This window comes from Yersinia sp. Marseille-Q3913, from assembly GCF_963892745.1.
Taxonomy (GTDB): domain Bacteria; phylum Pseudomonadota; class Gammaproteobacteria; order Enterobacterales; family Enterobacteriaceae; genus Yersinia; species Yersinia bercovieri.
This window is the reverse complement of record NZ_CAWQAF010000011.1, coordinates 158,118-170,268: the sequence shown is the minus strand read 5'-3', so window position 1 is coordinate 170,268 and position 12,151 is coordinate 158,118. Positions and strand designations below refer to the sequence as shown.

The window sequence follows — 12,151 nt, the reverse complement described above, 5'->3', positions numbered from 1 at the left end:
CATGTTCGCTATCACATTGGTTGAAAAATTAGCCACAGCGCTGGCGCGGGCGACTCATCAGCAGAATTGGCAGCAGGTGCAGCAGGTGAACCAGGATATCGCCCAGCTATTGACGAGTCAGGCAGGGATGCCGCTCTCTGCACCACAGCAAGAGGCGCTAAAGCAGTTGAAGCTGGCTTTTCAACATGCTTATCAGTGTTGCGGTCTGAAAAAACAGCAGATAAAAGCTGAATTAGCCAAAATGCGTCAGCAGCAACCAGGCATTACCGCCTACGCGGCGATGGCGATTTCCGCCTATCAGGATATGGCACAAGAAGAGAGGCTGAGGTGATTACACTATCTGGCTTTGCCCAGGCTGACAGCCAATTGGTATCCGTGGCGCAACCGGGGACTGCTCCCATCGCGGGCAGTGCCGATGAGGGTGGGGTAAACGATCTGACCACCTTTGACGCGACACTCACGCAGGCATGGCAACCCCATCAGCCCATTTCGTTACGGCCATCGGTGGTGATGGACTTGATTGTGGGATTTGATGGCCATGATGGCAGTGGCGGCAGTCACAGTGGTGATGACCCCCTGTTGCCGTCGACGGATGAACAGAACCAGCAGTTGTTGGACGTATTGTTGCAGCCTTATGGGCAGAGTAGGGGGGCGCAAAGTACGCCGCCAATGACTATTGCGCCTTTCCCCCACAGCACGCCATTGGCAGATAGCCACTCGGTGGCGGAGCCATTGCCAATAAATGGGGAAGATAAGTCATCGCCACTGATAAATTTGCTGAAATCCATCGGCCCAAGGCTGGATATCGTGCCTCCGGCGGCGGTGACTAGTGAACAACCGGCAGTTCGCTTGATGGCCGAGGGGGGGATTGGCGCGATCCCTGCGGCGATGACTCCTGTTGCCAACACTGAGAGTCATACCGCCGCAGCACAACATGCTGAAAATAAACTGGTTTTAGCCAACAATCAAAAAGAGTGGCCGCAGCAGTTGCGCACCGCACTGGGCGAACGTCTGCAATTACAAGTTGAGAGTAAAGTGCAACATGCCACCATTCGTCTTGATCCACCGGACATGGGCAAGATTGATATTTCACTGCATATGGAAGGAGGAAAATTGCAGGTTCATATCAATGCGAGTCAAGGGGATGTCTATCGGGCATTACAACAGAGCAGTGCGGAGCTGCGCCAAACGTTGATGGGGCAAAACACGACGGCGGTAGAGGTGCAAATCTCGGCCAATAGCCAGCAGCAGCAACGACAACAGCAGCAGAGCCAACAGCAGCAAGCCGATATCCTGGCAGCACAACATATTGACACTCAAATAGAGATGAGTACCGATGATGGTACGCTTCTAATCACGGTATAAAGGACTATAAATGAACAGCAAGAAAAAGTGGGTAATTCTATTATTAATTGCCCTGATCGCAGCAATGGCTGTATTCTGCCGTGATATTATTTTTAACAAAGCCAACAGCCAACCTGTTACTGTCAGCAAATCATTTATACGTGGTGATAAAGCAGTACAGTTTGTTGAAATTAAAAATATTATCATTACGCTGAAAGATAAAAATAGCGAGCGTTATCTGCAGTTGGAATTAGGTATTGCCACTGGTGATGATGATGATATTAAGAAAGTGATTGCGATGGTGCCAGTGATTCGGGCCGCGACAGTTAATTTAATTTCTAGTATGGATTATCAGGCAGTGCGTCATACCTCTATTGTTGATTTGCGTCGTCAGCTAATGAACGAATATAAAGTTGACTTTGAAAAATTGAATGCACCAATGCCATTTGATGATGTGGTGATTAGCCGAATGGTATTCCAGTAATCAATATGGCAATAATAGAAACTAGCGATAACTTATCGTTGACCCCTGTGGAAGAAGGGAAATACCTGGAGGCGTATTTACCATTGGTAAAACGTATTGTCAGGCAACTTTCATTTCAGGCGGACAGCGTTATCGGCAAGGAGGATATGCAGCAAATTGCTCTGATGGGGCTATTAGAGGCATTGCGCCGCTATGGTCATCCTGATGGGCAATTTGCCGCCTATGCTGTTCATCGTATTCGTGGCGCAGTATTGGATCAGCTGCGCGAACATGATTGGCGCCCTCGCCGATTAAGGCAGAAAACCCATAAAACCAATGAAGCTATTAGGCAGATGGCACGACGATTAGGCCATGAACCGAGCTTTGAAGAGATAGCAGCAGAATTACAACTGACGGCGGAGGCGTACCAAGAGTATCTATTATTGGAGAGTGCTGGTGCGATGGAAAGTCTGGACGATATTCTCTCATTGGAGACGCCTACCGATGCTTTGCAGAGTCGGCAGTTAGACGAAAGTATTATTGTTGAAGATAATCTTAATCATGCCATTGCCTCACTTGATGAAAGAGAGCAAATGATTCTACATCTTTATTATCAGCAAGAGATGAGCATGAAAGAAATTGCTCAGGTATTAGATCTGACAGAAGCGCGTATCTGTCAGCTAAATAAGAAATTAGTTCAGAAGATTAAATTGTTTTTTTAAATTATCGAGGGTGTTATGCAGAAGTTATTTGGCCTGTTGGTCATTATGGTATGTGTGATTGGCGGGTATATCATGTCAGGCGGAATTTTATCTTCCTTCTGGCAACCAGGTGAGATTATTATTATTTTTGGTTCCGGTATTGGTGCCATGATATTAGCGAATCCTAGTTATGTGCTCAAGGAGATGTGGCACCAAATTGTCGCGGTAACACGTAAGAGTGAATATAGTGCTGAATTTCAGCAACAACTATTGATGCTGCTTTATGAGTTGCTGGAAATGGTCGATGAAGGTGGCTTAAAACGTCTGGATGAGCATATTGAAATACCAGAAAATAGCGCGTTATTTCAACGCTATCCCCTTATTTTACAAGACCACCATTTAGTGACCTTTATTTCTGATAACTTCCGCCTAATGGCGATGGGGAAAATTAACCAGCACGAATTGGAAGGGATATTAGAACAAGAGTTATCCGCCGTGGAAGAGGAGTTGCTAGTACCTTCGCGCTCTTTTCATCGTACAGCAGAGGCCATGCCTGGTTTCGGGATCTGCGCTGCGGTATTAGGTATTATTATTACGATGCAATCCATTGATGGTTCGATTGCGATGATTGGCATCAAAGTAGCTGCTGCTTTGATCGGCACTTTCCTTGGGGTATTTATCTGTTATTGCCTGATGGACCCCATGGCCAATGCCATGGAGCAGGAGATGAAAAAGAAGCTGGCATTCTTTGAGTGTGTGCGCATGGTACTGGTTAATCATGTCGCGGGTAAACCTTCACTACTGGCTGTCGATGCAGGCCGCAAAATGTTACCGCTGGAGAGTAAACCGACCTTTGCCACGTTGGACTCCTGGATTAGCAAACTGATGATGGCAGGCGCGTAATGAGGAGTCATGCCAGAGAGGGTCAAACTACAATTGTCAAACGAGCTGCCAGAAAAAAACATGGTGGTGGGCATTCCGGGGCATGGAAAGTCGCTTTTGCTGACTTTACCCTGGCGATGATGGCACTGTTTATGGTGTTGTGGATTGTTGGGGTCGTCTCCGAGGAGGAGCGACAAGAAATTGTGGCGCAATTGAATGGCGAAACCATTTTTGAACAGCAATCCTATATTTCGATCCCCTCCAAAAGTAAGAGTGGTGGCGGCAAGTTCTCCGACAGCATTGATGGTCACGAACAGGCCAAAGAGACCAAAAGTAACCTTGCAGTGGAGGTGCCAAAGCCAGAGCAATCATTAGAAGAGGTGGTGGATAAGTCGGGTAAAGAGATGGAAGAGTTATCGCGCATTATTATGCAAATCACCTCGACCTACGACGCGCAATCTAACTTGAAAATGGAGATGGTGCCGCAAGGGCTACGTATCTTGATTCAAGATGATAAGCAGCGGGATATGTTTCAGCGCAGCAGTGCGTTATTGACCCCATTCTTCAGTCGCTTACTGGCTGAACTGGCGCCGGCTTTTAATGAAATGGACAATAAAATCATTATTACCGGTCATACCGATGCATCCCGTTATCGTGATCAGGTGCTGTATAACAACTGGAATCTATCTGGCGAAAGGGCACTAATGGCGCATAAAGCGCTGGTAAAAGGCGGATTGAGTGAGGAGCGAGTGCTGCAAATCAATGCGATGGCGGATCAGATGCTACTGACCCCAACAGAGCCTTTAGCGGCCAGTAACCGACGTATCGAAATTATGGTCTTAACCAAAACAGCGTCGGACACCCTATATCAGTTCTTTGGCAACCACGGTGAGAATGTCGTGAAGTCGGCGGTCAAAAAAGTCGAACAGTGACACTCTTATTTTTCACCGTCCAGCCTACCCTCGAACCTCAGGGCTGGACGGTGTTTTTTATTGGCGATATTCGATTTGATAATGCTACTCCTGCTAACGCCCATCGAATGTCGCTATTTGTCACGCCAAAAATTATCGTGGCGTGATAGTGACACTATTGCCATTGGTGGCAATAGTCACCCGTTGACCCGCATGGAACTGTGTCACCCCTTGCGCCTGAACCACCAGGAAGGTGGTGCCATTATCACGGCGGACTTCCAGTTCAACCCCACTGCTACGGTTCATCATGCTCTGGACTTGTTGGCCGACAACGCCACCGGCAACTGCCCCTGCGGCTGTACCGAGACGACGGCCAGTACCACCACCAATGGTGTTACCCAAAAAGCCACCCACAACAGCCCCACCGACCGCACCGGCAATATTATTTCCATCCCCACCCTGAATAGTGACCGGGCGAACAGAAACCAGGGTGCCGTAAGTGACTGATTGGGCTTGACCCGCCTGGGAACTGCTGAAGGTATCGCCCGAAAGTGAATTATTATTGGCGCAGCCACTGAGTGTGGCGACGGCTATAGCAGCAACAATGAATGATTTTTTCATAGCGGACCCTTCCTACTTGAAGTTGCAGCGGTGTTAGCTGCGCTTACTCACCCGAATCACTTACTAGAGTAAGCTCATCGGGATTCGTTCGTTTGCTGCCTACCTGCAACTCCAATTAGTTTGGGTGATACCCTTCCCTTGAAGTTGCAGCGGTGTTAGCTGCGCTTACTCACCCGAATCACTTACTGGAGTAAGCTCATCGGGATTCGCTCATTTGCTGCCTAACCGGTTGAATAGTGACCGGTAAGCAAATCATAGCACGACTCATTTACCAATAAATTGATTAAAACACAAAATATACAATTAACTACGATATTGGTGAGTGAGATTAATGGTTATGTGTCTGGGCTGAATTGGCGAGGGGGCCGCGTGTGCCACCTTTGGGCATGATATTACCGCTCTGATGGGTTATCGACTAACCCCAGTAAGGTGATGACGGCAGCGCATCTGGCTCTGTCGCAGGTTAAATTATCGACTCAATATACCTATAACGAGTTATTTCCCGGGGCTGACATTATCTGTTTTCATTTCCCGACTTATGAAATTAATATTCATAGTTAAAAAACTAAAATAAGTAACCTGCCATTAAAGTCATTAACTCAATTTATGTTTTTGGGTAAATGATATTGAGTTTCACCGATATTATTCGCGGGTATCGCGTGACAGATTTTTTATTTTCTGGCAAATGAAATATTTTGCTGAAACGGTTTTAGTTCACAGATATTCCCCCCTCAATCATTCAATCAATTTCCATTGATAAAGATCAACTTAATTAAATTGGTGAGGTTACAAACTATTAACACTAAAACCATGTTTTATCTAAGGGTATAAACAGAGGAATAATAATGACAGGGGAAAAAAACATGCTTTCCCAGCATGGCGTTAACCGTCGTGATTTTATGAAGCTTTGTGCAGCACTGGCTGCCACCATGGGTCTTAGCAGTAAGGCTGCCGCTGAAATTGCTAACACGGTCAGCTCACCGCAACGGCCACCGGTCATCTGGATTGGTGCGCAGGAGTGTACCGGTTGTACTGAATCGTTGTTGCGTTCAACCCATCCCACCATTGAGAATCTACTACTCAGTGTCATCTCGATGGAGTATCACGAAGTGCTGTCGGCGGCATTTGGTGAGCAAGCGGAGGAGAATAAGCACCGGGCTATCGAACAGTATAAAGGGAAGTATGTGTTGGTGGTCGATGGCTCTATCCCGCTGAAAGATGGCGGGATTTACTGCATGGTGGCGGGCAAACCCATTGTCGAGCATATCCGCGAAGCAGCGGAACATGCAGCGGCGATTATTGCCATTGGCTCCTGCTCCGCCTGGGGGGGGGTGCCTGCCACTGGCGGCAACCCGACTGGCGCGGTGAGTTTGCAAGACGCACTGCCCGGCAAAACGGTGATTAATATCCCCGGCTGCCCACCCAACCCGCATAACTTTCTGGCGACTGTCGCCCATATCATCACTTTCCAGCGGCCACCCGCGTTGGATGCCAAGAACCGCCCAACCTTTGCTTATGGCCGCTTGATCCATGAAAACTGCGAGCGCCGTCCGCACTTTGATGCCGGCCGCTTTGCGCGCCAGTTTGGCGATGAAGGTCACCGGCAGGGCTACTGCCTTTACCACTTGGGCTGTAAAGGGCCAGAGACTTATGGCAACTGCCCGACACTGGAGTTCTGCGATGTCGGCGGTGGCATCTGGCCGGTGGGTATCGGGCATCCTTGCTACGGCTGCAATGAAGAGGGAATTGGCTTCACCAAAGGCATCGCCCAATTGGCGAATGTGGAAAATCCCACACCGCGCGCTGAAAAACCGCTGATTCATAATCCGGAAGGCGGCGAGGTTTCGACCACGGCGACGGCACTGCTGGGCGGCGTGGTGGGATTGGTGGCGGGCGTTAGCCTGATGACCGTCCGTGAGCTGGGGCGGCAACAGAAACAGCGCCGCAAAGATGACGATCACTCATCGCGGGAGGAGTAGCCGTGAACCGACGTCACTTTTTCAAATTAGCCTCTGGCGGCGTGCTGCTGGCAGGGCTTTCGCCCAGTGCGCGAGCTGAGGTACAAAATCGGCCACCGATCCCCGGTGCGCTGAGCATGTTATATGACTCCACGTTATGTGTCGGTTGTCAGGCGTGTGTGAGCAAATGCCAGCAGATCAACCATAGTGAGTTTGCCGAACATGGCGAAACCTATGCCGGTGGTGAGGCCATCTGGTCAAACAATGACAAACTTAGCCCCTACACCAACAACATTATTCAGGTGTGGACCAGCGGCGCGGGGATCCATAAAGATCAGCTGGAAGACGGCTACGCCTATATCAAAAAGCAGTGTATGCACTGCGTTGATCCCAACTGTGTTTCTGTCTGTCCGGTGAGTGCACTGCGCAAAGATGCCAAAACCGGCATCGTCCACTATGACCCCAATGTCTGTACTGGCTGCCGCTATTGCATGGTCGGCTGCCCATTCAATGTGCCGAAATATGATTACGACAACCCCTTTGGCAAGATCCACAAATGTGAGTTGTGCAATCAGAAAGGGGTGGAGCGGCTGGACAAAGGCGGGCTACCCGGCTGTGTCGAAGTGTGCCCAACCGGTGCGGTGATATTCGGCACCCGTGAGGAGTTGCTGTCTGAGGCGCAACGGCGGCTGACCCTGAAACCGGGTGAAAACTACCGCTTCCCGCGTCAAACACTCAGTGCCAACGACCCCTACGAGCACCCGGTCGCCCACTATGATCAGCACGTTTATGGTGAAAAAGAGGGCGGCGGCACACAGGTCTTGGTGCTGGCGGGGATCCCGGCCGAGAAACTCGATTTGCCGCCACTGGCAGAACTGGCGACTGGCGCGCGCTCTGAGCATGTCCAGCATACGCTGTACAAAGGCATGATCCTACCGCTGGCGGTACTGGCGGGTGTCACGGCACTGGTGCATCGCAATACCCGCGATGAGCGCAAAGAAGATGATAGTCAGGAGCCGCCACAGAGCCAGGGTAAGCCGCAGACGCAGAACAAAAAGGAAAGTCGCGATGACGATGCATAAATCCAGTCCACTGGGTGGGTGGCTGGTCAGTTGGCCAGTGATGCTGTTAGCGCCCTTTGTGGTGCTCTGCGCGCTGCTGATAGGCAAGCGCTTGGTGCTTGGGCTGGGGTCTGTCAGTGATTTGAATGGCGGCTTCCCGTGGGGGATCTGGATCGCCTTCGACTTACTGGTCGGCACAGGTCTTGCCTGTGGCGGCTGGGCGCTGGCGTGGGCGGTTTACGTGTTTAACCGTGGTGAGTATCACCCGCTGGTACGCCCGGCACTGCTCGCGAGCCTGTTTGGCTACGCGCTCGGCGGTTTGTCGATCACCATTGACGTGGGCCGCTACTGGAACCTGCCCTACTTCTTCATTCCCGGCTATTTCAACGTCAACTCGGTGCTGTTCGAAACCGCCGTCTGTATGACGATTTACATCGGCGTGATGGCGCTGGAGTTTGCGCCCGCCCTGTTCGAGCGTCTCGGCTGGAAAGTCTCGCTGAAGCGGCTGAACAAAGTGATGTTCTTTATCATCGCCCTCGGTGCGCTGCTGCCCACCATGCATCAGTCCTCCATGGGGTCACTGATGATTGCTGCGGGCGCCAAGATCCACCCCCTGTGGCAAAGTTATGAGATGCTGCCGCTGTTCTCCCTGCTGACTGCCGCCATTCTGGGTTTCTCGATTGTCATTTTCGAAGGATCCTTAGTACAGGCGGGATTGCGCGGGCGAGGGGCCAATGAAACGCCGCTGTTCACCCGCTTAACCACCATCATAGATCTGTTCCTGCTGCTGTTTGTGCTGCTGCGCCTCGGTGAAGTCATGGTGCGCCATAAAACCGATTATCTGTGGCATTTTGACCGCTACGCCATCGCCTTTTGGGCCGAAATCGTGCTGATGACCCTGCCGCTGCTGATCTTCCGTATTCGGCGCGCCAGAGAGGATAGCCGCTTACTCTTTATCGGCGCGCTCTGCATGATTGGCGGCGCGGCACTGTGGCGGCTCAACTACTCGTTGCTGGCCTTCAACCCCGGCGGTGGCTACAACTACTTCCCCACCACCAGTGAAATTTTGATCTCAATCGGCTTCGTCGCCATTGAGGTCTGCGCCTACATTTTATTGATTCGGCTGTTGCCGGTGCTTCCCGCTCACGGACAGTTACATAAGAGTAATCAAACAGAGGTAAAGCATGAGCCAACGCATCACCATTGATCCCGTCACCCGCATTGAGGGACACCTACGGATCGACTGCGAAATTGAGGATGGCAAGGTGATCAAGGCCTGGTCCTCCGGCACCATGTGGCGTGGCATGGAGGAGATTTTACAGGGCAACGATCCGCGCGATGCCTGGATGATTGTGCAGCGCATTTGCGGCGTCTGTACCACCATTCATGCCATCGCCTCGGTGCGTGCGGTGGAGAACGCGCTGGGGATGGAAGTGCCGGTTAACGCGCAGCATATCCGCAACCTGATCCTGGCGGCCCATAGCATTCATGACCATATCGTGCACTTCTATCAACTGTCGGCGCTGGATTGGGTGGATGTCACCTCTGCGCTGCAAGCCTCGCCACAAAAGGCAGCCGCCATGTTGAGCGGCCTATCCAGTTGGTCATTGAACAGCGCCGAAGAGTTCACCCGCGTGCAGCAGAAAATCAAAGATCTGGTTGCCAGCGGGCAGTTGGGTATTTTTGCCAACGGCTATTGGGGCCATCCGGCGATGGCGTTGCCGCCAGAGGTGAATCTGATTGCGGTGGCGCACTACCTGCAAGCACTGGAGTGTCAGCGCGATGCTAACCGCATTGTGGCCGTTTTGGGCGGTAAAACCCCGCATATTCAGAATCTTGCGGTAGGTGGCGTGGCTAACCCGATCAATCTGGATATGCCGAGCGTGCTCAATCTGGAGCGCCTGATGCTGGTGAAATCCTTCATTGATCGTCTGGGCAGCTTTATCGAGCAGGTTTACAAGGTGGATACGGCGGTGATCGCCGCTCACTATCCGGGCTGGCTCCATCTGGGCAAAGGGGCGGATAACTACCTCAGCGTGCCGGAGCTACCGACAGATCGCAAAGGTGAAACCTTCCTGCTGCCGGGCGGGTATTTGGAAAATGGCAGTTTCCGCCCGATTGCTAATCACAACGATCCTTACCTGATCAAAGGCATTGCCGAAAGCGGCAAGCACGCCTGGTATCAGGACGACGAACCGCTCGCGCCATGGGAGGGTAAAACCAACCCGAATTACACCGGCTGGCAGGAAGATGGCAAATATTCGTGGGTCAAAGCGCCGACCTTCTACGGCAAAACCGTGGAAGTGGGGCCACTGGCGTGGCTGATGTGCGGCATGGCGGCAGACCATGGGCCAACCAAGCAGCACTTCAGCGATATTGGCGCGGCCTATCAACAGCTCAGCGGGCAGGGGATCACTGCCGAACAGTTACCTTCAACACTGGGCCGCATTATTGGGCGTGCGGTGCATTGCTGCGTGCTACATGAAACGCTGGCGCAGCAATGGACGGCACTGGTCACCAATATTGGCACCGGTGATGTGGAGACCTTTATCAAGCCGGATATCCCATTGACTGGGGAAATACGTGGTGTCGGATTTGAAGAGGCACCGCGCGGCATGTTGTCGCACTGGGTGGTGATCAAGGACGGCAAAATCGCCAATTATCAGGCGGTGGTGCCCTCCACCTGGAATGCCGGGCCACGTAACTATAACGACGAACCGGGGCCTTACGAGCAAGCGCTGGTGGGCACGCCGATTGCCGATCCCGCCAAACCGCTGGAGGTGGTGCGAACCATTCACTCATTCGACCCGTGTATGTCTTGCGCTGTACATATTGTTGATACAACGGGCAACGAAGTGACCAAAGTCAAGGTGCTGTGATGGGGATTTTGGTATTAGGTATAGGTAATTTGCTACTTAGCGATGAAGCGGTGGGAGTGCGTCTGGTGGAAGCATTGGAGCAGCGCTTTACCATTCCTGCGGGCGTCGAAGTGCTGGATGGCGGCACGGCCGGTCTGGAGCTAATGGAGGCGATGGCAGATCGCGATCATCTGATTGTGGCTGATGCGGTGTTAACCGGCCAGCCGCCGGGCAGTGTCGCAGTGCTGCGTGATAAAGAGATCCCCGCCATGTTTAGCCGCAAAGTGTCGCCCCATCAATTGGGGCTATGTGATGTGCTGATGGCACTGCAACTGACTGATGAGTTCCCGCGCCAACTGACACTGGTGGGCGTGGTGCCGGAGTCACTGGCACCGGGGATCGGCCTGACCTCGACCGTGACGCAAGCAATGGAACTGGCACTGGAACAGATCCTGGCGGCGCTGCGGGCCAGTGGCGTCACCCTCAACCGACGGGAAGAGAGTCATGTCTGATGTGATTACCGGCCATCAACACAATCCGGCGGCGTTGCTGGAGAGCCGCTTTGGTCAGATAGCCGCTGAGTCGATGCGCGGTTTGCCATTTTACCGTGACCACATCCCACTGCGGGCCTGTGGATTTCAGCTATTTGAGCAGCAGTGGATTGGCGCGCTCTTGACGCCGTGGATGCTGAGTTTAGTGGTGTTACCGGGGCCAGATCAAAGCTGGCAGCGCCGCGCTGTGGGCGAGCGACTGATGCTAGCGCTACCTTGCGGCACCATCGGTTTTACCGTCAGCGAAGTGGCGGGCTGTGGCCAATACCTGAGTCGCTCGCTGATGTCGCCACTGGATACCACCCTCAGTGCGGAACGGGCGCTGCAACTGGCAGAGCAAAGTGCGCGCATGGCGCTCTCACTGCCGGTGGTAGATGCCGACGGCCCTGCCAATCCACGGCGGCGAGCTTTGTTTAATAAAGTTAGCCAAATAAAGAATCAACATGCATGAAATCAGCTTATGCCTCAGCACGCTAGAGCTGATTGAACAGCAGGCGCAGCGCCACGGTGCCAAACGGATAACCGCAGTATGGCTAGAGATTGGTGCGCTCTCTTGCATTGAAGAGAGCGCCCTGCGATTCAGTTTTGATGTCGCTAGCCGCCAGACACTGGCCGCCGATTGCCAACTGCATCTCAGTTACCTGCCGGCAATGGCTTGGTGCTGGGAGTGTAGCGCCAGCGTAGAGATTGAACGGCACGATGCCGGGTGCCCGCATTGCGGCAGCCATGCTCTGCAAGTAGAGAGTGGCGGCAATTTGCAGGTGAAACAGATAGAAGTGGAATAATTCTGAAGGAGTGAGT

General features: G+C 52.3%; 14 protein-coding genes. 13 read left to right on the top strand and 1 reads right to left on the bottom strand.

What is annotated here, in order from left to right; all coding sequences use genetic code 11:
* The first annotated feature begins 1 nt into the window (after position 1).
* Genes AACW11_RS05800 through lafU form a run of 6 tightly spaced genes read left to right on the top strand, consistent with a single transcriptional unit; the run spans position 2 to position 4,322 of the window.
* The gene (locus tag AACW11_RS05800; RefSeq protein WP_212584023.1) at positions 2 to 331 is read left to right on the top strand and encodes a hypothetical protein; all 330 of its coding nucleotides are present in this window, start codon (positions 2 to 4) and stop codon (positions 329 to 331) included.
* Entirely contained in the window at positions 328 to 1,365 is a 1,038-nt protein-coding gene (locus AACW11_RS05795; protein WP_212584022.1) for a flagellar hook-length control protein FliK, read from the top strand. The genes AACW11_RS05800 and AACW11_RS05795 overlap by 4 nt, the downstream gene beginning before the upstream one ends.
* A gap of 10 nt (positions 1,366 to 1,375) precedes the next feature.
* A complete protein-coding gene (locus AACW11_RS05790) occupies positions 1,376 to 1,828 on the top strand; it encodes a flagellar basal body-associated FliL family protein (RefSeq protein WP_212584021.1) in 453 nt (150 codons plus the stop codon).
* 5 nt (positions 1,829 to 1,833) lie between these two features.
* The gene (locus tag AACW11_RS05785) at positions 1,834 to 2,529 is read left to right on the top strand and encodes a FliA/WhiG family RNA polymerase sigma factor (protein ID WP_212584020.1); all 696 of its coding nucleotides are present in this window, start codon (positions 1,834 to 1,836) and stop codon (positions 2,527 to 2,529) included.
* Between the two features lie 15 nt (positions 2,530 to 2,544).
* Positions 2,545 to 3,411, top strand: coding sequence for a flagellar motor stator protein MotA (motA, locus tag AACW11_RS05780; protein ID WP_212584019.1), 867 nt, complete (start codon positions 2,545 to 2,547; stop codon positions 3,409 to 3,411).
* A complete protein-coding gene (gene lafU, locus AACW11_RS05775) occupies positions 3,411 to 4,322 on the top strand; it encodes a putative lateral flagellar export/assembly protein LafU (RefSeq protein ID WP_212584018.1) in 912 nt (303 codons plus the stop codon). The genes motA and lafU overlap by 1 nt, the downstream gene beginning before the upstream one ends.
* 132 nt (positions 4,323 to 4,454) lie before the next feature.
* Here the strand turns inward: lafU and AACW11_RS05770 are convergent, their stop codons facing one another.
* On the bottom strand, positions 4,455 to 4,922 hold the full coding sequence (locus tag AACW11_RS05770; RefSeq protein ID WP_212584017.1) for an outer membrane lipoprotein: 468 nt from the start codon (positions 4,920 to 4,922) through the stop codon (positions 4,455 to 4,457).
* 845 nt (positions 4,923 to 5,767) lie between these two features.
* Here AACW11_RS05770 and hybO point away from each other — a divergent pair.
* Genes hybO through hypA form a run of 7 tightly spaced genes read left to right on the top strand, consistent with a single transcriptional unit; the run spans position 5,768 to position 12,135 of the window.
* On the top strand, positions 5,768 to 6,901 hold the full coding sequence (gene hybO, locus AACW11_RS05765) for a hydrogenase 2 small subunit (protein ID WP_212584016.1): 1,134 nt from the start codon (positions 5,768 to 5,770) through the stop codon (positions 6,899 to 6,901).
* A 2-nt stretch (positions 6,902 to 6,903) separates the two neighbouring features.
* Entirely contained in the window at positions 6,904 to 7,962 is a 1,059-nt protein-coding gene (hybA, locus tag AACW11_RS05760; protein ID WP_212584015.1) for a hydrogenase 2 operon protein HybA, read from the top strand.
* Positions 7,949 to 9,148: a Ni/Fe-hydrogenase cytochrome b subunit gene (gene hybB, locus AACW11_RS05755; protein ID WP_212584014.1), complete on the top strand. Its 1,200-nt coding sequence runs from the start codon at positions 7,949 to 7,951 to the stop codon at positions 9,146 to 9,148. The genes hybA and hybB overlap by 14 nt, the downstream gene beginning before the upstream one ends.
* Positions 9,126 to 10,820 (top strand): hydrogenase 2 large subunit, encoded by a 1,695-nt coding sequence (gene hybC / locus AACW11_RS05750; protein WP_212584013.1) that lies wholly within the window; start codon positions 9,126 to 9,128, stop codon positions 10,818 to 10,820. The genes hybB and hybC overlap by 23 nt, the downstream gene beginning before the upstream one ends.
* Complete coding sequence (locus AACW11_RS05745; RefSeq protein WP_212584012.1) at positions 10,820 to 11,311, top strand: HyaD/HybD family hydrogenase maturation endopeptidase; 492 nt, start codon at positions 10,820 to 10,822, stop codon at positions 11,309 to 11,311. Before hybC ends, AACW11_RS05745 begins: the two co-directional genes overlap by 1 nt.
* On the top strand, positions 11,304 to 11,801 hold the full coding sequence (gene hybE, locus AACW11_RS05740) for a hydrogenase-2 assembly chaperone (protein WP_212584011.1): 498 nt from the start codon (positions 11,304 to 11,306) through the stop codon (positions 11,799 to 11,801). The genes AACW11_RS05745 and hybE overlap by 8 nt, the downstream gene beginning before the upstream one ends.
* Positions 11,794 to 12,135, top strand: coding sequence for a hydrogenase maturation nickel metallochaperone HypA (gene hypA / locus AACW11_RS05735; protein WP_057648758.1), 342 nt, complete (start codon positions 11,794 to 11,796; stop codon positions 12,133 to 12,135). The genes hybE and hypA overlap by 8 nt, the downstream gene beginning before the upstream one ends.
* The last annotated feature ends 16 nt before the right edge of the window (positions 12,136 to 12,151 follow it).